Below are 22,532 nucleotides of genomic sequence, written 5' to 3'. Positions count from 1 at the left end.
AAATTATGAATTTGAAATCGTGCTATTCTTTATTTCTTAAAAGTTCATTTTTTTCTATTTCGCTTTTCAAAAGTCTTTCGTAAAGTTCAACAATTTTTTCAATAGGATTAAATTGCTGAGCAATTGCGGTAGCGCCTTGTTCGAGTGTATTGTCTCTAAAGTTATTAATGTTATAAACAGCGTTTTCTTCATCAAAAGTCTTAATTAAATCTTCTGACACACCAAGTGATTCCGCTATTTTTTTCAATATATCTTCTTCAATAATCTCCTGTTGCTCCAATTTTGAAATAGTTTGTTGACTCACAGAGATATCTGAGGCGAGTGCGTTTTGTTTAACACCAAGGTATATACGAATCCGTTGTAGATTTTTACCGTGATGTTTTTTACGGGTTTGAAAACCAGTTTCTTCCATGTCATAATTTTAGTCAAATATAGTACAAGTCAACCAAAACTGGTAGAAGTCAATTGGGGAATCTTTGCTTTTAAATTAGCTTTTCAGTTATGTGTGGAACCCAAACACTACATAGAGAAAAGCAGGCTTTCGCTTTTCAGCGTGGCGATGAACAGGCGCTTTCGTACTTTTTCCAGGAATTTTACCCTGCGCTAACCCATTATGCCAATCAATGGCTAAATAACCTGCCACTTGCACAGGACATTGCTTCAGAAGCATTTGTAAAAACCTGGCAAATGCATTTTAAATTCAATAGTTTCGATGGAATAAAGGCGTATTTATACACCATAGTGCGCAGAGATAGTTTCAGAGCCGTTCAAAAGCAAAAGCGCTATCTTCAGCTTGATCCTCCTTCCGCATACGATACACCGGAGAGCAATACCCCTTTCAGTTTCCTGGTTCGGGCAGAGACCTGCCGGTTATTGTATTCTGCGTTACAAAAACTTTCACCGGGCAATAAAAGAGTAATTACGATGTATTACTTAGAGGGGAAAAACACCAGTGAAATTGCGCGGGAACTAAATCTTCATCCTCATACTGTGCAAACCCAAAAACTCAGGGGTATCAAAGCACTTCAAAAAATCCTGCGCCCCGGCTTTTTTGGGGTTTTATGCCTGTTGGGAAAAATTTTCTTTTCAACTTTGTAGGGTATTTCTCCACCTGCATACTTTCTTATAAGAAGCATGCACTAATTTAATAGTATGAATAATAATCCATACAGCCAAATGGATGAGGAGGCTTACAGAGTGGCCTACCTTATTGCCGGCTATATACGCAATACGCTTACAGAAAGCGAACATATTGAGCTGGATGATTGGGTAAATGTGCGTGACGACAATATGAAATTGTTTGAAGATTTAACGGATGAACGAAACGTATCGGCCAACCTCGAATGGATGGATAAGATACAATCAGAAAAAATATTTAAACAACTCCAGCTCGAAGGACGTTTTGAAAAACCTAAAAGAACAATTAAACGATGGGCATGGATGCCGGCAGCCGCCGTTTTTTTAGTAGCGCTGTTCTTTGCCCATCGTTATTTCAAACACCCGGCAGCCGTAAACAATAAGCTGCTGGTGAACCAAATGGTGCCGTTACAACCGGGTGGCAATAATGCAACGCTTACCTTACCTGATGGAACGGTAATTGATTTAAACGCAGCAAAAGAAGGAATAGTGTTAAAAAAAGCAAACGCCCAGGTTTCCAAACCGGTGGAAGGGGAGTTGCTGTACGGAGGGGCTGCTGTGGCAAATGCTGACGTCAGCACGCACATACTTTCTACTCCGGCAGGAGGCCAATACCAGGTAACGCTTCAGGATGGTACAAAGGTTTGGCTGAATGCTGCCAGTACATTGCAGTACCCGGCCTCTTTTACCGGCAAGGAACGTGCCGTGCAACTTACAGGCGAGGCTTATTTTGAAGTATCGCACAACGCAAAACTGCCGTTTAAAGTAACGCTTGCAGACAGCAATACCGTGTCAGTATTGGGAACGCATTTTAATGTGCAGGCTTATTCCGATGAAAAAGAAAAGACAATCACGCTCGTTGAAGGCAGGGTGCTGGTTAAAAGTAAAGAAAAGCAGGCAGCATTAACTCCTGCCATGCAGGCGGTGATAAATGGATCAACGGTTAATACTGCGTCCAATGTTGATATTGAAGCGATCACAGGCTGGAAGGATGGACTTTTTGTTTTTCATGATGCACCCATCGAAAGGATCATGAATCAGGTGGCGAGATGGTACAATGCCAGGGTTATTTACCAGGGTACTGTAAAGCAACAATTCAATGCTACCATACACAGGAGTGAGCCACTGTCCAAATTGCTGCACTTGCTGGAATTAAATGGATATGTAAAATTTAAAACCGAAAATAATATCATCTATGTATCGCCCTGACGGATAAAAACAGGAGAGGGGACCAAACAAAAAACCGGAAGTGTTACGAGCACCTCCGGCGAATGTTTGGGACACCCTAAAAAACAAATGCGCAAACAACTGTATTTAGAAACCCAAACACTGCAAAATTATGCAATTACGGATTTCCCTCAGGAAGTATCTAACCTTACTAACTATGAGGCTCTTCATTTTACTTACGCTCTTTGGTTGCCTGCAGGCTACAGCCAGTAGTTACGGTCAAACCGTTTCCCTCGATCTTCGCAATGAGTCGTTAGAAAAGGCCCTGAAAGAAATAAAAAGACAAACCGGCTATTCCTTTATCTATACAAGAGCGCAGTTAAAGTATGCACTTCCGGTTACCATACAGTTAAAAGATGGAACTGTTAATGAAGCCCTGGATTATTGTTTTCAGAACCAGCCATTGTCTTACACTATTGAAGACAAATATGTAGTTGTGCTTGATAAGTCCGGCAAAAAAGAAACAAAACCCGATCAAACAATAGATATTTCCGGTAAAGTTGCTGATGAAAATGGCAATGCATTGCTTCGAATAACTGTAACTGCTGTTAAATCTAAGAAATCCACTTTTACCAATGAAAAGGGAGAATTCACCTTAAAGGGTGTTTTGGAAAACGACATCCTTGAATTTACTGCTGTGGGTTACGGAAAGGTGGAAATTGCAATTGGTAAAAAAGCATTTCATAATATAACAATGAAGTTGGTAGTGGGATTATTGGACGAAACGGTTATAATGGCATACGGTAAAACAACAAAAAGATTAAATACCGGCAGTATTGGGAAGGTAGACAGCAAGGAAATAACTCAGCAACCGGTAAGCGACCCGCTCGCGACTCTCCACGGTAAGGTGCCGGGGTTGGTGGTAACTCAATCGAGTGGGGTGCCGGGAGGGAGTTTAAAAATCCAGGTTAGGGGACAAAGTTCACTTCGCCAGGGGTCGGAACCACTGATTATAGTAGATGGTGTACCGCTGGCCGCGAATAATCAAGCCATCAACAACCAATTTTCAATCCTCACAACCAGTAATGGGACATCAGGACTTAGTCCTATTGCCAATATCAATCCACTTGATATAGAAAGCATAGAAATACTAAAAGACGCCGATGCAACCGCGATATATGGCAGCAGGGGCGCCAACGGCGTCGTATTAATAACAACAAAAAAGGGAACTGTAGGAAAGATGAGAGTATTTGCGAATTTTTACACGGGATGGAGCAAAGTTCCAGAATTGCCTGAGATGTTGAATACTGCTGAATATATTAAAATGCGCAAAGAAGCGATTGCTAATGATGGCTTTGATCCATCAACTAATCGTTTCGATCCTGGATACGCTCCGGATTTACTTATTTGGGACACCGCCAGAGATAGTAATTTCAGTAAGATGATGCTTGGCAACACCTCGCATACATACAATGGCCATATTGGACTTTCCAGTGGAAGTGAAAATATTCAGCTTTTTTTAAGTGCCGGCTACAACAAAGAAGGCACTGTATTTCCAGGAAATATGGGGATAAACAAAATCTCTTTCACTAACAATATCAGTTATACTGCCGGTGACAAAAAGTTTTCAGCAAGACTGGCTTCAAGTTATTCCAGCGCAAAAAACAATCTTTTTAATACATCCATTTCATCCTTTCTTTCCATTCCTCCCAATGCGCCTCCACTCTATACACCCGATGGAAAATTAAACTGGGAGGAAGGCGGATATTATTTCAACAATCCTTTAGCCTATTTAAAGAGAACATATGATGCCGTATCTGATAATTTGCTCAGCAATCTTCAGGTAGAATACAGACTTTCAAAAGGCATAACCATTCGCAGCAGTTTTGGCTATAATTCGATGCAGGTATCTGAAAAGTCTATAGTCCCCATTTCAGCACGAAGGCCAACTAATAACCCTACCGGCAGCCTGAGCATTTCAAACAATGTTTATAAAAGCTGGATAATTGAACCTCAGGCTGAATATGAAACGCAGCTTGGAAAAGGGAGGTTGGATATCCTTATCGGGTCTACCTTTTTGCAAAACAAGCAAAATGCCCTTTCGGTTGATGCTGAGGGATATAAAAGCGATAATCTCATAAATTCGCTTGGCTCTGCTACATCAACAAATACCTTAAACGTTTTCTCAGATTATAAATATGCCGCGATATTCGGTAGGATAAACTACAATTGGGATCAAAAGTACCTGCTTAACATGACGGGTAGGAGGGATGGCTCCAGCCGGTTTGGGTCACGCAAACGCTTCGCAAATTTTGGAGCCATTGGGGTTGGATGGTTATTCCAGGAAGAAAAATTCATGCAAAAATTATTTCCCTTTATCAGCTACGGCAAAGTACGTACAAGTTATGGACTTACTGGAAATGACCAAATCGGCGATTACAGGTATTTAGATACATGGACAGTGGATTATTACAACTATCAGGGAACTTCTGTCCTTTACCCCACAGCATTATTCAATCCCCTGTATGGCTGGGAAACCAACAGAAAGTTTGAGGCTGCATTGGAACTCGGCTTTTTTAAAGACCGCATTTATTTTTCTTCGATATATTTTAACAATAGGAGCGGCAACCAACTTGTAGATTATACTCTTGCTTTCCAAACTGGCTTCAGCAGTATAATAAGTAATTTCCCGGCACTTGTAGAGAATAAGGGGTATGAGTTTCAGTTTACAGCGACACCCATTAAATCTAAAAAGTTTAACTGGTCTATTTCCGCTAATATCAGTATTCCTTCCAATAAATTGGTCCGCTTCGATGGCTTAAGTTCATCTGGATACTCATCTTCCTATGTTGAAGGAAAGTCGCTGAATCTGATATATAAACTAAATTCTTTGGGTACCAATCCTGCAACGGGTGTTTTCGATTTTGAAGACATTGATAAGAATAATACCATTTCAATTTCTAAAGACTTGACAATAAGCGGAAAAACAGACCCCAGGTATTACGGTGGTATCAGAAATACATTTACGATTAAAAGAATTGAATTGAATTTTTTTGTTGATTTTAAAAAGCAGACAGGTCTTAATTACCTGTATTCAATATATAGTAATTTTTCCGTTCCAGGCTTCCCCATAAACCAGCCAAAATATGTGCTTGACCGTTGGCAACAGCCAGGTGATGTTACAGCAATTCAAAAATTTACTACAATTACTTACAATGAAGCCTATGAGGCTAAGGAACTGCTCAGGTTATCAAACGGTGTTTACAGCGATGCTTCCTTTATGAGGTTAAAAACAGTATCTCTTGCATGGCAGTTGCCAGCAAATATATTCAAGGTTATAAAAACCTATGATTCAAAAATATTCGTATCAGCCCAAAATTTTTTCACCATATCCAGTTACAAGGGTACTGATCCAGAGACACAGGATTACTACGCGTTACCCACTTTAAGAACAATTGCCGTTGGGATTAATTTGAACCTTTAAGTCAACTTAAAATGAAATATATTAAATACCTTATACCATTACTGTTTCTTCTATATGCAAGCTCATCATGCAGGAAATTTATTGAGCCCGCACCACCTATTGACAGGTTAAGTTCTGACGTTGTTTTTAAAGATGTAGAAACTGCAACCTCAGCTGTGATAGGAATGTACGCAAGTATGATGACAACCTCCCCGTTTATAGGATCAGGGGGGGTGACTATATATACAGGATTATGTTCTGATGAACTTTACAATACAAATACTTCGAACGCAACTTTGTCTGAATTTACTAGTAATGCAATTTCACCAGGCAACTCAGTAGTAGTAGCAAACTTTTGGCAGGAAGGATTTAATATAATCTATCATGCTAATGCCTGCATTGAGGGACTTGAGAACAACACCTACCTACCAATACCGGTTAGAAACCAGTTACTTGGTGAAGCGTATTTGAGCAGGGCATTTATTTATTATTATCTCGTTAGCCTTTTTGGAGATATACCATTAATATTAAAAACAGATTACCTGGAAACCCAAAAAGCTACAAGAACGGAATCTGCTTCGGTTTATGGGCAAATTATCACCGATCTAAAAAATGCACAGGCGCTCTTAGGAACCATATATCCCACAAATGAACGGGTTCGACCTAACAAATCGGTTGCCACTGCCTTACTGGCAAGAGTGTATTTAATATTAAGGCAGTGGGAATTGGCAGAAAAGGAATCATCATCCATAATTAACAGCAGCGAATATTCTCTTGAACCTGACCTCAATAATGTGTTCCTGGCTTCAAGTAGCGAGGCTATCTGGCAAATTATGCCTATAGTAGAAGGAGTAAATACTACAGAAGGTTTGACTTTTGTTCCCTCAAGTTGGTCTTCAGGACCACCCAGTTTCTCTTTGACAAGCTATTTTTTAAACTCAATTGAAGCGGATGATTTGAGAAAAAATAGCTGGGTTGCATTGAAAACAGTTGAAGGACAGGATTATTATTATCCATTCAAATATAAGATTGGTGAGTATGGAATGCCAGTTACAGAATATTATATGCTTTTCCGTTTGGCAGAGCAATATCTGATTAGGGCTGAATCTTTTGCCCGCCAGGGAAAAATTGATGAATCAAAGAATGACGTGGATATTATAAGGGCACGTGCAGGCCTGTCGGGTACGGCTGCCCACACTGCGGAAGAATTGGTCACAGCAATAGCTCACGAAAGGCGTATTGAACTTTTTTGCGAATGGGGAGCCCGTTGGTTTGATTTAAAGCGAACAAAAAAATCAACCGATGTACTTTCGCCAATTAAACCAGGATGGCAGCCAACAGATACACTTTACCCAATACCTATAAGGGAAATCAAATACGCCCCATCCCTAACACAAAACCCTGGATACTAAATTATCTCTAATACATTAAACAGATCAACAATGAAATTCTCAATATACCAGGTATACCTGTGTGTACTTGTAGTAACTCTTTGGATGTTATCAATCTCAAGAGCAAGCTCCCAAGGTTTGCAGGTGGATGACCCAATTATTAATCTTGAAGTAAAACGTATCGTTAATTACCCTGTCGAGAGTGCCCGTCTGACAGATTTTGTAGGGAAAAAGGCATTGTTAATTGACTTTTGGTTTGCCGCATGCACTTCCTGTATTGAGAGTTTTCCTAAACTTGATTCGATACAGAAAGAATTTAAAGATGACCTGAATATTTTGCTGGTTACATTTGAAACCAAAGAGAAAACTCTTCGTACATTCAATACCATAGATAAAATAAAGCATGTAAAATTACCTTCGGTAGTTGCCGACACTTTGTTGCATCTGATTTTCCCTCATGCATCTGCTCCGCATGAAATATGGGTTGATAGGCAGGGTAAAATCAAAGCCATTACAGACCATACCTCCATTAATCGTAATAACATCCGATCTCTTATAGCTGGTGAGGAACTTAACTTGCCCGTTAAAAAAGACAATATGGAGTATTCGGTTTTTGATTTGCTTATAAAAAGCCTGGACTTGGATAAAATGCTTAAGTACAATGTAATTTCGTCCCACCAACCTGGCTTGCCTGCTTCTGATGGCATGTATTTGCATCCTGATAATGGTTTTTTAAGAGCGCAGGCTACAAATGTTAATTTTCAGAGCTTATACATCATGGCCTATGACCAATGGGGAAAGGGTTTTAATTACAACAGATTGATTATTGATGGTAGCGTATTAGTGCGCCTAAAGGAAACTGAAGATAAGAGAAATACATTTTGCTATGATAGCTGGTGGCGTGACACTTCCAGAGCCAAAGCATGTTCAGAAATGCAGAATGAGTTGGATCACTTTTTTAATCTCACCAGTTATTTGGAAAATAGAAAAGTACCTTGTCTTGTTCTCAGGAAAACAGGAACCCAAAGAAGATTTATTTCCAACCAAAGTACGGAGAGACAAGGCATTTTTTATGTAAGTGATACACTCTGCTTTGAAAATGTATATTTAAAATATCCTGTTGAAAATGTATTGAACTATGGAAGGTACGCCTGGGCTCCGTCTCAATTTATTGATGAAACTGGGTACGAAGGGAAAGTTAACATCCAGTTGCCCAGAAGTTTTGAAAGTATTGCGCAGGTTAATCGGTTTCTTAAAAATTTTGATCTTGAGGTAACAATTGAAGATAGATGGCTGGACGTAATTATTATTAAGGATAATGCAAAACTATAAACTGTCATTCCTTTTTTAAGTAGGACTATTTTAGCACACCTATTTTTTCTCTTGTTTTAATATAAAGAGGCTGACTTCAAGCTTGAAATCAGCCTCTTTTATGGAAATAATTCTAACGCTGAGGTTGAGGTTTTTTAATATCAGGCAATCTTGTTCCGGCCGGTTGGCCATCTTCTGTCATACTTGTCCAAACCTGGGCACAGACGATTTCATCCGCACCGGGACAATGCGAAGATTTTAATATCGAAACTGATGCAGCGCTGCCTAAAAAAACACCCGATGGGGTAAAGCCATATACAGTAGCCAATGACGCGTTTGGGGAAGATGGCGTAAACGCAAATGTTATTGTCGATACTGCTAACGCTAGTAATGCAAAACGAAATTTTTTCATAAAACGTAATTTTATTTATAAAATGTGCCTACTGTTTTATTCAGGTGTTCGGCTATTCCTGCTTATTGCAATAATATTTTTATTTGTTTTTTATCAACCTATACGGAGTTCCCAAGTCTATCATAATTATCTTCATTCTCAGATTGGTTTGATTTTTTATTGACCTCTGGATGCGGACTACCTCCTAAAGCAATCGGTTTTTTAATGTCAGGTAGTCTTGTTCCGGCCGGTTGGTCATCTTCTGTTTTACTGGTCCAGACCTGCAAACAAAATATCTCATTTGCTCCCGGGCAAAAAGCGGCTTTAAGAATACTAACACTGCTTGCGCTTCCTACGAACACTCCTGTAGCGGTAAATGCATACACAGTAACAAGCGGAGCCTTTTCCGGTTTTGGCGTAAACGCAAAAGTGAAAATTAATACAGCTAACGCCAGCAATGCAAAACGAAACTTTTTCATAATAAAATATTTTTGTTGATTAAATGTGCCTACTGTTTTATACAAGTGTTCGGCTATTCCTGTTTATTGCAATAATATTTTTATTTGATTTTATAACTAACCATGCCCATGCTGCGAAAGCAACCAAAATAACATTTACTATCAAATGCTGTTTCCAGGTTAATGCTTTTATTATCCCTCCACAGTTGCAAGGCAGTTCGCTGGCAAAGAACATAAGGTAGCTAACATATAAGGTGAATGCAACCATCATAATCAAAGAAAAAAATAATCCTGCTTTTCTTGTAGCAGAAAAAACGAGTAAAACAACAATCAATAATTCAACTGCCGGAACAGCAACAGCCATAAAATCTGCGTAGTTCACAAGAACAGGCGATTGCACTAAGGCAATCCTGAATGTGGAGTAATCTATTAGTTTGTTTACGGCGGTATAAGTAAACAGAATGATGAAAATTCCGGAGATAATATCGGCTATTCTGGTATTTTTAAGCAGTAAACTCATGTTGCATTCATTGGCTTGGTAAATTTCCAAAATCATTTGCTCTTTATCAGGGCAATCTGCTATGCAACAGGTATGAAAAGTTTTGCAATCGGGATTATTTTCTACGTAGCTCACCGGGCGTCATGCCAAAATGCTTTCTGAAAGCGGTGATGAAATTTGTTGTTAATGGATAACCTACCAGCGCACCAATTTCTTTAATTGGCCGGTTGGTATTTAATATTAATTCCCTGCTATGCTGCATCTTATGTTCCTGCACCCATTGGGCTATACCGGCATTAAAATATTGATGAAAGCCTCTTTTTAATTTATATTCGTTAAGGGCAACCAGCTTAGATAGCTCTCGGATGGAAGGCGGCTTTTTGGCTATATGTTCTTTTAAGATGTCTTTTGCTTTATGGATTTTGCTTACTTCCCATGGCGTAAAATACAGGTCTGTAGCTTTTCGGTTAAATGAACTTTCTAATATTTGATATAACAATTCCCTAATCTTAAGATCAAAATAAAACTGCCTGGTACTTTCGCTATGCGGGTAATTCAATATCTGGTTAATGATCTCTTTTGAGGTGAATGGAATCCAGAAAGGTTTGCGTGTGATCATCGTAGTGAGACCAGAACCAATAATTGATTTCAGCTCAGGGAAATATGGGGTTAACTCCTGTAATAATTGGGGTGAATAGAACAACGCCAGCATACGAAACTCCTTATGCTCTTCAATTGAGGTGGTACATGCTGTAGGCTGTGTATAGAAACTGGCATATTGATCTTCCCTGATATGAATTTTGGGCTGCCCCTTTAGATTTTTTCGGTTGGAATTTTTCAGCATACTGATATTGTACATGCCTTCAGTATGAATCCAGCCGGTTGTAGACATCCGCTTTAAAAAATTACCCAGGAACAAGCAAATCGAATATCCCTCACCGACTAGTTTTTGCTGCGTTATTTCAGCTAGAGGTGTATGGGTTGAAGAGCAAGTTGCGCCTTTAAGCAGGGGACCTTTAAAAGCAGCCGGCAAACCAGGAAAAAATTCCAAAGTCTTACCACTTTCCAGCGTTAGGGTTAATTGAATGTCCATAGGCTTAAATCATTATCGTTTCGCTCAATTACAATTAATCAAATGCCAAATGAGTAATGCAGGAAGATTACGTGACATAATCAAATTTAATGTTTCTTTTTATATCCATTAAGGGAATTAATGAGCAGGAAACGGATCAGCAGAGCCCAAACGATAGGGGTTTAATTTAACGGTACTCATCGCGTAAAAGGTCAGGATCATTTCAATAAAAAGCGGAAGTATAGCATTTCCCCTGGATAAGATCTCAAAAAAAGTGTTTACAACTCCATGCTTTGTTCTACATCTTTTGCTGCAGGGCGCCAACTGGTAAGGGTTTGTCTTTATTGAAGGCTAATACCAAACATATAAATTGTAATTATTTCATTCGGATTGTAAAAAAAATGTTAAAAACATTATCATATATCAAATTATATTTTTAAGTTTGGATAGATAACCTTAATCCACGCTAATGCCTTGCCGAAAGATGTCATACAAATGGCTATGTCCATGTATTGTGATAACATTACTAAGTATACATTATACCTATGTTAATGCTCAGATACAGGATCATCCTGTTAAAGACACGCTTCCGGCAGTAAAAAATAATCTGGTCTCTGAAAAAATCACCTCACTTAAAAACGCTGTAGGTCATACAAAAGACTCCCTCCGCTCATTTAAAGATTCCATCAGATCGCTACTTAAGTCAACATTTAAAAATCCCAAAAATCACAGCGGCCAAGACAGCCTGAACGCGTTGCTGGATTCCTTTACTGACAGGGATTCGCTTAGCAGGTACTTAGCATCTCATTTGGGATACGATCCCAAAAACATGCATAAAGACAGCCTGGTTAAAAAATTACGTTCCCTCCCGGCGGCGGAACTTAAAAAAAGAGTTAGTGTTTTACAACAAACATTGCGCAGGCCAGACAAAGATGTCATTACAAAAAAATTGACCTCATTTGTCCCGGTTGATCTTGATGGAACTTCAGGCATTGCCCAAATCGGTGGCGGTTATATCAACTACAATTATATGTTCCGTTCGGCTATTGATACACCTTATGTGGAACAGAATATGGGGCAACATCTTGTTCATGCCCAATTAGATGTATCCATTGTGGGTCTGCCTTTCCAGGTAAGTTATTATGGAAGAAAAACCAACTCCGTTTTTCTGCGCGATTACAATGATTTCAGGGTAGCCTTTAATGTGCCATCTTTCCGGAGGCTTAAACAGGATCAATTACGCAGACAGTTGAATAGTCTGACAGAAAAAATACAGCCGCCGGAGCTTACTCAAAATTTAAAAGGCGTTAAAGACAGGATCAAAGCCATAAAGCTTCAATTAAGCTCAACGCAGTTGTTGAACCGGTATTTAAAGGCAAAACAAAACATTGCTTATGCCGGCCGGCTTCCGGACAGTATCGGTGACAAGAATGCTTTGATTGAATCGTCAAAAAATATTGTCAGCGCCTATGAACGGCAACAACAAAGCTTAAGTAAGCTGGAGACAGCCAGGGATTCATTGCAATTTGCGTATCAAACAAATGTAAAAAAGATACAGCAATTGCGGCAGATGGTTAATGGCAATATGTACACAATCCAGGGTGTACAACAGATCAGGGAAGAGCTAAAGGAAGAAGGATTACTGGATAAAAAAACCGATCGAATGCTGAATACAGTATATGCTGTCCGGTCATTTGCGATAGGCAGAACGCTTCCCAATATGAGCAATCTCACAGTTAAAAATTTAAATGTAACCGGAATAAATTTTGAGTACAATGCCGGCAATCTTTATGCGGCAGTTACCGCGGGTAAAATTGATTTCAGATCAAGGGACTTTATGTATGGAAAACCTTCACGCGTTCCGCAACGCGTTTATGCAGCCGCTATTGGTTATGGCGTTAAGGAAGGGAGTCATTTAATAATTACGGGCTATTCGGGAAAAAAGCAAATTATTTCCAATAACGGTTTAGCGGCATCTCCCCTGAGCGGCATGAGCATTGAGGGACAATGGCAGATTGGTCAGTACTTTAGGGTAACAGCCGAAGCGGCCCAATCTACCAGCCCTGTTCACGTATCTGCGCAGGGCGTTACAAAGCAGCAGGGATTTAAGATCAGTGACAACAGCAATAAAGCCTATTCTGTACAGGTCTCGGGTTACCTGCCTTCAACCGGAACGCGGTTTGAAGGGTATTACCAGAAAACAGGGATCAATTTTCAAAACTTCACCAATTACCGGGTAAATGCCAATACAGCCACCTGGAGTATGCGTATAGAGCAACACCTGTGGAAAAGGCAGCTCAGGCTGCTTGCCTCGGCCCGTAAAAATGATTACAGTAATCCTTTTATCATTCAGCAGTACAACAGCAATACCGTGTTTACTTCTTTTTCGGCAACACTGCGTAAAAGAAATCTTCCTTCTTTAACACTCGGGTACATTCCATCCTCACAGTATACTATTGTTGGAAACAGGGTGGCGGAAAGCCGTTACCAGTCATTAAATATCAGTATGGCCCATGCATACAGGATTGGGTTAATGAGGGCCAACGGAACCATTACCTATAACAGGTTTTATAATTCAGGAAGCGATACCGGCTTCGTGTATTACAATGCCAATCATTTTTATACGTGGCATCAATTCGTTTTTCCCTTATTCACCGCTAATATGGGGTATTCCAGAACAGCTAACAAACAGTATGCATTAGATGTTATGGATGGAGGACTTACCATAAACTATACAAAATTTTTTAGTACGGGTGGTGGTGTAAAAATCAATAAATACAACACGTCAGAAGTTAAAACAGGATTATACTACCATTTCCGGTGCAGGTTGCAAAGCATAGGTGATTTTAACCTGTGGTATGAGCGGGGTTATTTGCCCGGAAGCGCGCATTCCTTAATCAAGAACGAATGGTTTACCCTTGGATTTACCAGGTACTTTAATAATACAATTAAGTTATGAGGTTACGCATTGCATCCATTTTACTGTTATCGGGTTTCATTACCCGCGCCCAGGTAATTGTTACTCCGCAACTACAGCGGGTCGGCGTAATTCAAAAGCAACAGTTATGGAATATAACACTTACCAACACTTTAGGGTATGCAGTTACCGGGCATTTAGAAGTAGTATTGGGCGATGCTGTTAACGGGCAGCCGATAATGATTGGCGTAGCCAGGGAGTTAAATGTTTCGCCCGGTGTTACACAAATTAACGCGGCGTTCCTGGAACCGGTTCAGTATACGCAGGTAAATGGAAATTATGTTATTGAACCCGGCCCGAATGGTTTTTTACCGCTTGGCAATTTTTCTATTTGTATTAGTTTTTTCAGGCGGGAACATGATATGGTAAGTCAGGTTGCGGAAGAATGTGATTTTATAGAAGTAGAACCGCTCAGCCCTCCGCAACTGCTGCTGCCGTGGGATGAAGCGCAGGAAACGCAGCTCAATCCCACATTTAGCTGGCTGCCGCCGGCTCCGGCAGGCTTTTTTACCAATTTGCGCTATGATATGGATATGATGGAAATCCTCCCCGGTCAGTCGCCGGCTGATGCCATCCAGCAAAATATTCCATTGCTGCATCAGCCGGAAATGATCGCTACATCGCTTTTGTATCCTGTTTCGGCGCCGGTGTTGCAATATGATAAGCAATATGCCTGGAGGATCACCGCTAAAAGCAACGGAGCGGTGGTTTCACGTACAGACGTTTGGTCTTTTACGCTTAAGCGGAAGGTTGACATACCCAGAATAAGAACCAACAACCTGCCCTATTCCAAATTAGTGAAATCCGATCAGCCTGCTTATTCGCTGCAGGTAGATTTTTTGAAGTTTGAGTATTTCAATGAAGCCGGCGACAGCACGTGGAATATCTCAATGTATGATCTGGATGATAAAAACCTGGATACGATTGCATTTCGGTGGGACACTATTCCGCTGCACCCCGGTCAAAACCTCGTCAATATTGACCTGGGTAATAACCCGGCATTTGCAGATAAACATTTTTACCTGCTGGAGCTCATCAATGGCAGAAATGAAAAATGGCGGCTAAGATTTGAGTTCAGGAGAGAGGAGGGAGTACAGTAGAATTTGAAAATGTGGAAATGAAAATACAGCGGTCGGCACGTGACGAAGGAACGTCAGACCGCGGGGATGTGAGCGTGAGTGGTGAATAGTGAGTGGTGAAAAGTGAAACGTGAAACGTGAGAGAAATTGTGAGTGTATTCACTGATGGCTAATGGCTGATAGCTGATAGCCCGGGAAGTGAAGGAGCGTCAGACCGCGGTTAGCCGGTATCCGTATATGAAACGCTCATATAAGTTTTTACACAAAACCTGTTCTGCAAGCGGCAAATTAAAAATATACGAATGAACTATTTATCGGGGAAAAAACTACAAAAAAAGGTAGCGGCATTGTTGCTTTTGGTAATGTTTATTGAAACCCTGTTGCCTGCTCACACCCTGGCAATGGTGAATTGGAACCAACACTATACTAGCGAAGGCTATGCGTATAAAGCTTTGCCCTATCCCTTTTCCCCTTTGTTCAATCTAACCTACGATTCAGTATCAAAGATGGTGAGGCATGAGGAAAGTAACACAGCAGTTGAACCTGCAGTTGTAAAAAACATGCCGCAACAGAAAGCAGTGCTTAAGAAATCCATGATCGGCGGACCCGGTCAACCCGAAATGAGCAGTTTTAAAAGTGTGAACGCAGATAATATGGTAGACCTGTTTACAGGTGATTTCTCTTATAACATTCCTTTGCTGGATGTAGGCGGTTACCCTGTGAATATTCATTATAACGGCGGGGCTACTATTGACCAGGAAGCCAGTTGGGTGGGACTGGGATGGAACATCAACCCCGGAACCATCAACCGCAGCATGCGCGGGCTTCCGGATGACTTTAACGGTGAGGACAAGATCAGCAGGATACAGCATATTAAAACCAATAAGACAGTGGGTGTAGGTGTAGCCGGCGGATTTGAATTATTTGGTAGTGTGCTGGGGCTCAATTTTAATGTGGGCGTATTTAATAACACTTATAATGGCTGGGGAACGGAGAATGGCATAAACGCAAACCTGAGTGCAGGCAGCGCATCAAAGGGTACACTTACCGCCTCACTTGGATTACAGAATAATTCGCAGTCGGGGTTAAATATTTCGCCGGGACTAAGTTATAGCCTTGCTTCTCAAAACAGCGGGTTACAGGGTACAGCCAGCATAGGCGCCAATTATAATTCGCGCATGGGGCTTACGGGATTGCAGTTTAATGCAGCAGTATCTGCTTCCACCAGTGTGGGATGGCGTGAGAAAAATGATAAAAATGAAATATTAACGCGTTATGAGAATGCTTCCTTAGGAACAACAAGTGTGTTTTCTTCCGGAATATCATTTGCCACTCCCGCTTATACGCCTTCTATTCAAATGCCGCTCACAAGCACCAATTATACCTTTAGCGCCAAATACGGGGGAGAAATTTACGGGGCTTACATCAATGCATCCATTTCGGGCTATGTGAGCAAACAGGAAATAGCATGGGAAGATACGCTTCAATCCCTGCCGGGCTATGGTTACCTGTATTACTCAAAAGCCAATGATCATGCGGAAGCCCTGCTGGACTTTAACCGGGAAAAGGAATCTTATTTCAATTATAAATCCACGCCTCATATTGCTTTGCCGCAATACAATTACGATGTGTATAACATCAGTGGTGAGGGAACAGGCGGTATGTTTCGGCCCTACCGGAGCGAGGCCGGCTATATCAGGGATCATCATTTACAAACCAAAAGCAAAACAGATAACCTTGCATTTAATATCGGCGGCGGAACTTATTTTAAAGGAGGAGTGGATTTTAATGAAACCATTGCTACAACCCGTAACGCGGCATGGAAAAGTGAAATAACTTCAAACATCAGCTTTACCGATGCGGACAGCACTTACCAGCCCGTTTATTTTCGCAATCCCGGTGAAAAAACAAGCAATACGCCAGCCTACTACAATAAGATTGGCGGCGATAGTCTTGTGCGCATCAAGCTGGGCGGCGACATCCGGGATGTAACCGCGGCTAATGCGCTTGTGGCGTACAGCAATAAACGACCGGTAAAAAACATTAGTGTTACCGGACCGCTTTTAAAAGCTGAACGGGATAAAAGAACCCAGGTAATTACTTACAAAAATGCGCATGAAGCAAAGGCTTACGGGCTTGACAGGATCATTCGTTCCTATAAAGAAAATGCTATCCCGATCGGAGCCTGTGCCGATACCATAGTGGATACTATACCAAGAATGGACCCTGAAGTGCGTAAAGCCCATCATTTATCAGAAGTAACCGTTCTTAACGCAGACGGGCGCCGTTATATTTACGGTTTACCTGCCTACAATGCAGCGCAGTGGGATGTAACATTTTCTGTTGAAAAGGAAACCAATACGGAAAATATTGATAAAGGCCTGGCAGCATATGCTGCGGACTCTGATAATACGGCGAAGCTGAACAATAAGGGTAAGGAAAATTTTTTCACTAAAGATATATTACCACCCTATGCGCATTCCTTTTTGCTTACGGGCCTGGTATCGCCCGATTATGTAGATATTACCGAAGACGGCATTACAGACGATGATCTGGGCGATGCTGTAAAATTTAATTACTCCATGATCTATGGCAAGGGTAAAGGCTATTATAAATGGCGCACGCCCAACGATCAAAACAAGGTGAACTATAGTGAAGGGCTTAAAACCTATAGCCGCGATGACAAGGGGACGTATATGTACGGGGAAAAAGAAGTATGGTATCTCAATTCTATTGTTTCCAAAACCATGATCGCTGCCTTTACGATCACCGCTCAAAGAGAAGACAACCTGGGTGTGCTTAATGAAAACGGGGGCATTGATGCCGGCAGGAAATTAAGGCGGCTCGAAAGAATTGATCTGTATTCAAGGGCCGACCTGGTAAAATATGGTGAAAGCGCCAGGCCGGTGAAATCCGTTCATTTTGAATACGACTATTCCCTGTGCAGGAATGCACCCAATAATTCAGGTAATCCTGTTGATAAAAATGGTAATGCTGTTTCGGAAAGTTCCAATGCCAATGTCAATAAAAATAAAGGTAAGCTCACTTTACGCAAGATATGGTTTTCTTATAATGGCAATTATAAGGGCATCAAAAATCCATACACGTTCTCCTACGGAACTGATCATTCGGGACAGGAACAAAACAAGTATAACCCGCAACACAACAGTAAAAATTACGACATGTGGGGTAGCTATAAAGACCCGGCGTTTAACCCCGGCGGATTAAACAATATAGAATATCCCTATGCGGTGCAGAACAGGGATAAAGCCGCCGAATACGCGTCGGCATGGAACCTCACCGATATCAGGCTTCCTTCGGGCGGGTTAATGAAGGTAACCTATGAAGCAGATGATTATGCTTACGTGCAAAACAGGAGAGCGATGCAGTTGTTTTCCATTGCAGGCTTTGGCAGCAGCGAAAGCGATGAGCCCAAACCGTTGACGTATCAAAAGATCGGAGAGGATATGCATGATTATGATTATGTTTTTATTGATGTAAGCCAACCGGTAATTGATAAGGCCGATATCTATCGAAAATACTTAGAAGGCGTAAAAAAGCTCTACTGCAAAATTGCTGTTAATATGCCCAATGACCGGTGGGGATCGGGTGCTGAAGCGGTACCCTGCTATATTGAAGCGGATAATAACCAGTATGGTGTGGTAAGTGGCAACAACCACCGCATATGGATTAAAATGGCAAGGGTAGATAGCAAGCACCCGGTAGCCCTGGCGGCAATACAATTCATGCGGCTTAACCTTACTGCCAAAGCTTACCCCACTTCCGAAATGGGAGATAATATCAATTTAGGCGATGCGGTTACCATGCTGGCGTCATCATTGAATGAGATAAGGAATACGGTGAAGGGCTTTTATGACAACAGCCGTACCAAAAACTGGGGAAGTACGATTGAGCTTTCCCGCTCTTTTATCCGGCTCAATACGCCTTCACATATAAAATACGGCGGCGGGTACCGCGTAAAACGGGTGGAGGTTTTTGACAACTGGAAACAAATGACCAACCAGCGGGAAGCCAGTTATGGCCAGGATTATAGTTATACTACTTCAAAAATCATTGCAAGGGATACTATAGTATCGGGCGTAAGGAAATTAATAAAAGACACCCTGGTAATCAGCAGTGGTGTTGCCTCATACGAACCTTTTATAGGCGGTGAAGAAAACCCTTTCCGCGAGCCCATGGAATACGAGGAAAGGGCATCTGTGCTGGCACCGAAAAATTTCATGTATACCGAAAAGCCGCTGGGAGAGTCTTTCTATCCTTCCGCTATGGTGGGCTATAGCAAAGTAAGGGTAAGAACGATACACACCAAAGCACGGTCGGCTAACGGCTGGCAGGAAACAGAATTTTATACCACTAAGGAGTTTCCCACCCTTGTTGATTTTACACCTTTGGATGGCGACAGTAAAAAACGATACAACCCTACATTAAGAAATTTGCTTAAGCTTAACGCTGTTCAAAATATTACCCTGTCGCAGGGCTTTAAGATAGAGTTGAATGATATGAACGGCAAAATGAAAGCCCAGTCCAATTACAGTGAAAACGATTCGGCCAATGCCATTCAATATACCAGGCATTTTTATAAAGTAGATAATGAGGCTGTTGAGCAAAAACATTTGAACAACAAGGTATGGGTGGTAGATTCATTGAACGGAAAGATCAATACCAGTGGCATTATCGGGCTTGATATTGAGCTCATGAATGATATGCGGGAACAATATTCCTTTACGCATTCTAAAAACCACCAGGCAAATCTTGACCTGATCCCTTTTATATGGTTCCCGCTCCCGGTGATCACCTATTTTCCCATGTTCCAAAAAGAAGAAAACACTTTCCGGTCGGCTGCAACGGTAAAGATCGTTCAGCGCTACGGCATATTAGACAGTATGGTGGTCATAGATAAGGGGAGCATCGTGTCTACCAAAAACCTGGTATTTGACAGTGAAACAGGGGATGTGGTGGTATCGCGTACCAACAACGAATTTAACGATCCCGTATACCAGTTCAATTACCCCGCTTACTGGGCCTACAGCGGTATGGGGCCTGCCTATAAAAACATTGACGCGGTGTTTAAGAATAAAAAGGTGATAAAAGGCAGGATGCTAAATGCGAACGATACACCCTTTGAAGCAGAGCGGTTTTTTGAGAGCGGAGATGAAATATTGCTGGAAAGCTGCAGCTTAATTGAAACCGTAACCCCAAGAACGGGTGACTGTCCTTTATATAGTTTCTCGGGTAAAACAACGGGCTTTCGGATATGGGCCATTGATGCGGCTAAAGGAAAAGAAAATGACAAAGGCCTTTATTTTATTGACGAAAATGGTAAACCCTTTCATGGGTTTATTGAATCCATGCGGATACTCCGCTCCGGCAAACGCAATATGCTGAGCGCCGGCGCGGGCAGCATTGTTTCCCTTGGTAATCCCGTTAAAGAGTGGACAACAGGCAAATACCGGATCGTTATAGACAGCAATGCCAATATTATTCAAACGGCGTCAACAACCTATAAGGATCTGTGGCAGGTAGAAAAAAGCTATTACGTAAAAGACAGCGTGGTGAGGGTATATAGGGATTTTGAACCGCTGATTATTAATCCCCGTGTTTCTTTAATGATGTACGATGTAACAGGAGGTTTGACATTGCGTGGAAAAGAATTTTATTCAAATTCGAAATATGTGGCCGCTAGTCTTGATTTTATGGAAAAAAGCACTTGCCGCCCTTCACGCTCTATTTATACAAAAAGTATACTGCAATTTGATCTTGACCAAATTCCCACGGATGCCATTATTACTTCTGCCAATATTTCCTTTATAGAAAGAATACCAAAAAATTTCTTACCAAGGGTAACGGAAAAAAAGGACTGCCCACTTTCCTCCAATCGCCAAAGCTATGATTGGCAAGCCGCCACGACTTTTTATAAAAACGCATCTGCCGCCTGGATAAAAAAGATTACAACCCCCTTTAATTCAAATACATCATATACAAATATCAAGGGGAATAATGTGACCAAAGTTGCTGTCGATTATAACAATTACGGATCAGTTGATTGTGCCGGCCTCATTCAGGATTACATTTCTGATGATATTGAAAACCGGAATGGATTTGTATTTGAGTTGCAAAAGGAAAGCAGAAGTAATGTAAATATTAGTGAAACCAATTACCTCAGCTTTTGCGCTACTAACGAAGACGGGGTACATGTATTGCCGTGCGGACACTACCCATACCCTTCCTGCAATTGCTCTAAACCCACATTAACTGTATACTACAGAGCCTATGTAGATTCCACCATTAGACTTTGCAAAGAAAACATTTCCGACACCGCTACTAATCCTTACCGCTGGGGCATCCTCGGTAACTGGCGGGCCAACAGGGCCTATACCTGGTATCACGATCGCAGGGAAAGCGACGCGGCTATAACGGATACGGATATACGCACAGAAGGCGTGCTGAAAGACTTTACGCCTTTTTGGAGCTTTACCCCAACAGGTGTTATCAATAGCGCCGATACCACCAAATGGGTATGGAATGCCGCCAGTTCCATTTATAACAAGCGGGGTTTTGAAATAGAAAACTATGATCCCTTAGGAAGATACAATGCCGGCCTGTATGGTTATAACCAGTCGTTGCCAGTGGCTGTAGCGCAAAACAGCCGGTACAGGGAACTGCTTTATGACGGCTTTGAAGATTACAATTTTAAAAATGAAGCCTGCCAGCCGCTTTGCGAAAACGACCGTGAATTTGATTTTGTCAAAGATCAATCGGGTGTAACCATAGACAGCACCCAAAGTCATACCGGCAGGTATAGCGTAAAAGTAAATGCGGGATCAGAATCGTTACTTACCGCAGTGGTTAGCGCCGCGGATACGATATGGCCTGCGGTTTCAGCACAGGTAGATTCGGTGCCGGTATATACCACCCGCGTGATCGGCGCGGGTACAGGGCTGATCGGAAAATACGACCAATCTTCGGACCAATCCGATGACGCCGGGTGTTATAGCAGTGGCGTATCTTCCTACCTGCGCAATGAAACTTCGCTGGATCTGAATTGGGGTATTGCCACCCCTGTGCCCAACCTTTGCGGGCAGGGAGCATACTCCCTGCTGATAACGGGAAAAATTCAGGCCAGGACTACCGACAATTATCGTTTTTACCTCAACGCCAAAGGTGGGATTTGCTTTCTGGTAATAGGGAATTCCAGCTTTATTTTTAGTAATGAGATAGAGGAAACAATAACAGTGCCGCTAATTGAAGGGCAGTTATACCCGGTTTTTATCCACTATTTGCATAGCCCGTACAACTCATCCCGTCTGAAACTTGAATGGTCAGCCACTGCTTCAGGAGTTGAGAAAGGTGTTATCCCGGTAAATTTTCTTTACCCGGCTACCGTAGTTACAGCTCCGCCCCAGTCTTTTGAAAGAGACATTCAAACCTATTGCGTTAACCTGGATAATGTAGCAGGGGAGCATATCATACGCCCCGGGTTTTCGCCTGTGCAAGGTCGAGACATAGTAGTGAGCGCCTGGATGAAAATGGGTGGAGAAGATTGTAACACGGCTGCCGTGCTTACCG

The 22,532-nt window shown here is 41.6% G+C and carries 13 protein-coding genes; 8 read left to right on the top strand and 5 right to left on the bottom strand.

Annotated features, from left to right (window positions below; all coding sequences use genetic code 11):
* Nucleotides 1–22: 22 nt before the first annotated feature.
* Complete coding sequence (locus VL121_RS03100; protein WP_325402048.1) at nt 23–412, bottom strand: helix-turn-helix domain-containing protein; 390 nt, start codon at nt 410–412, stop codon at nt 23–25.
* An 89-nt stretch (nt 413–501) separates the two neighbouring features.
* Between VL121_RS03100 and VL121_RS03095 the strand changes: the two genes are divergently transcribed.
* From VL121_RS03095 to VL121_RS03075, 5 genes are all read left to right on the top strand, one after another.
* Nucleotides 502–1,098: an RNA polymerase sigma factor gene (locus tag VL121_RS03095; RefSeq protein WP_325402046.1), complete on the top strand. Its 597-nt coding sequence runs from the start codon at nt 502–504 to the stop codon at nt 1,096–1,098.
* Nucleotides 1,099–1,152: 54 nt separating this feature from the next.
* On the top strand, nt 1,153–2,346 hold the full coding sequence (locus tag VL121_RS03090; protein ID WP_325402044.1) for a FecR domain-containing protein: 1,194 nt from the start codon (nt 1,153–1,155) through the stop codon (nt 2,344–2,346).
* Nucleotides 2,347–2,521: 175 nt separating this feature from the next.
* The gene (locus VL121_RS03085) at nt 2,522–5,788 is read left to right on the top strand and encodes a SusC/RagA family TonB-linked outer membrane protein (protein WP_325402042.1); all 3,267 of its coding nucleotides are present in this window, start codon (nt 2,522–2,524) and stop codon (nt 5,786–5,788) included.
* A gap of 11 nt (nt 5,789–5,799) precedes the next feature.
* Complete coding sequence (locus VL121_RS03080) at nt 5,800–7,179, top strand: RagB/SusD family nutrient uptake outer membrane protein (RefSeq protein ID WP_325402040.1); 1,380 nt, start codon at nt 5,800–5,802, stop codon at nt 7,177–7,179.
* Nucleotides 7,180–7,209: 30 nt separating this feature from the next.
* A complete protein-coding gene (locus tag VL121_RS03075; protein WP_325402038.1) occupies nt 7,210–8,490 on the top strand; it encodes a TlpA family protein disulfide reductase in 1,281 nt (426 codons plus the stop codon).
* 112 nt (nt 8,491–8,602) lie between these two features.
* Here VL121_RS03075 and VL121_RS03070 read toward each other — a convergent pair whose 3' ends face one another.
* The 4 genes from VL121_RS03070 to VL121_RS03055 all read right to left on the bottom strand — a co-directional run bounded on the left by VL121_RS03070 (nt 8,603) and on the right by VL121_RS03055 (nt 10,709).
* Nucleotides 8,603–8,881 (bottom strand): hypothetical protein, encoded by a 279-nt coding sequence (locus tag VL121_RS03070; RefSeq protein ID WP_325402036.1) that lies wholly within the window; start codon nt 8,879–8,881, stop codon nt 8,603–8,605.
* 98 nt (nt 8,882–8,979) lie between these two features.
* Nucleotides 8,980–9,339 carry a hypothetical protein gene (locus VL121_RS03065; RefSeq protein ID WP_325402034.1) on the bottom strand — a complete coding sequence of 120 codons (360 nt, stop codon included), beginning with the start codon at nt 9,337–9,339 and terminating at the stop codon, nt 8,980–8,982.
* Nucleotides 9,340–9,376: 37 nt separating this feature from the next.
* Nucleotides 9,377–9,874 (bottom strand): MauE/DoxX family redox-associated membrane protein, encoded by a 498-nt coding sequence (locus VL121_RS03060; protein WP_325402032.1) that lies wholly within the window; start codon nt 9,872–9,874, stop codon nt 9,377–9,379.
* Nucleotides 9,875–9,932: 58 nt separating this feature from the next.
* Nucleotides 9,933–10,709, bottom strand: coding sequence for a helix-turn-helix transcriptional regulator (locus VL121_RS03055; protein WP_325402029.1), 777 nt, complete (start codon nt 10,707–10,709; stop codon nt 9,933–9,935).
* Between the two features lie 694 nt (nt 10,710–11,403).
* On the opposite strand from VL121_RS03055, the gene VL121_RS03050 reads away from it, so the two are divergent.
* The 3 genes from VL121_RS03050 to VL121_RS03040 form a co-directional block, all read left to right on the top strand.
* A complete protein-coding gene (locus VL121_RS03050; RefSeq protein WP_325402027.1) occupies nt 11,404–13,848 on the top strand; it encodes a hypothetical protein in 2,445 nt (814 codons plus the stop codon).
* Nucleotides 13,845–14,966, top strand: a complete 1,122-nt coding sequence (locus tag VL121_RS03045; RefSeq protein WP_325402025.1) for a hypothetical protein — start codon at nt 13,845–13,847, stop codon at nt 14,964–14,966. Before VL121_RS03050 ends, VL121_RS03045 begins: the two co-directional genes overlap by 4 nt.
* 281 nt (nt 14,967–15,247) lie before the next feature.
* A partial coding sequence (locus VL121_RS03040; protein WP_325402023.1) for a DNRLRE domain-containing protein occupies nt 15,248–22,532 on the top strand: 7,285 nt, incomplete at its 3' end.

Source organism: Agriterribacter sp. (assembly GCF_035497235.1).
Taxonomy (GTDB): Bacteria; Bacteroidota; Bacteroidia; order Chitinophagales; family Chitinophagaceae; genus Agriterribacter.
This window is presented reverse-complemented; position numbering and strand designations above follow the sequence as displayed.

Bases quoted from the DNA above. Each gene is read 5' to 3' on its own strand.
- VL121_RS03070 (WP_325402036.1), bottom strand. From the start codon at position 8,881: ATGAAAAAATTTCGTTTTGCATTACTAGCGTTAGCAGTATCGACAATA.
- VL121_RS03060 (WP_325402032.1), bottom strand. From the start codon at position 9,874: ATGATTTTGGAAATTTACCAAGCCAATGAATGCAACATGAGTTTACTG.
- VL121_RS03065 (WP_325402034.1), bottom strand. From the start codon at position 9,339: ATGAAAAAGTTTCGTTTTGCATTGCTGGCGTTAGCTGTATTAATTTTC.
- VL121_RS03075 (WP_325402038.1), top strand. From the start codon at position 7,210: ATGAAATTCTCAATATACCAGGTATACCTGTGTGTACTTGTAGTAACT.
- VL121_RS03080 (WP_325402040.1), top strand. From the start codon at position 5,800: ATGAAATATATTAAATACCTTATACCATTACTGTTTCTTCTATATGCA.
- VL121_RS03055 (WP_325402029.1), bottom strand. From the start codon at position 10,709: ATGTCTACAACCGGCTGGATTCATACTGAAGGCATGTACAATATCAGT.
- VL121_RS03100 (WP_325402048.1), bottom strand. From the start codon at position 412: ATGGAAGAAACTGGTTTTCAAACCCGTAAAAAACATCACGGTAAAAAT.
- VL121_RS03085 (WP_325402042.1), top strand. From the start codon at position 2,522: ATGAGGCTCTTCATTTTACTTACGCTCTTTGGTTGCCTGCAGGCTACA.
- VL121_RS03045 (WP_325402025.1), top strand. From the start codon at position 13,845: ATGAGGTTACGCATTGCATCCATTTTACTGTTATCGGGTTTCATTACC.
- VL121_RS03095 (WP_325402046.1), top strand. From the start codon at position 502: ATGTGTGGAACCCAAACACTACATAGAGAAAAGCAGGCTTTCGCTTTT.
- VL121_RS03090 (WP_325402044.1), top strand. From the start codon at position 1,153: ATGAATAATAATCCATACAGCCAAATGGATGAGGAGGCTTACAGAGTG.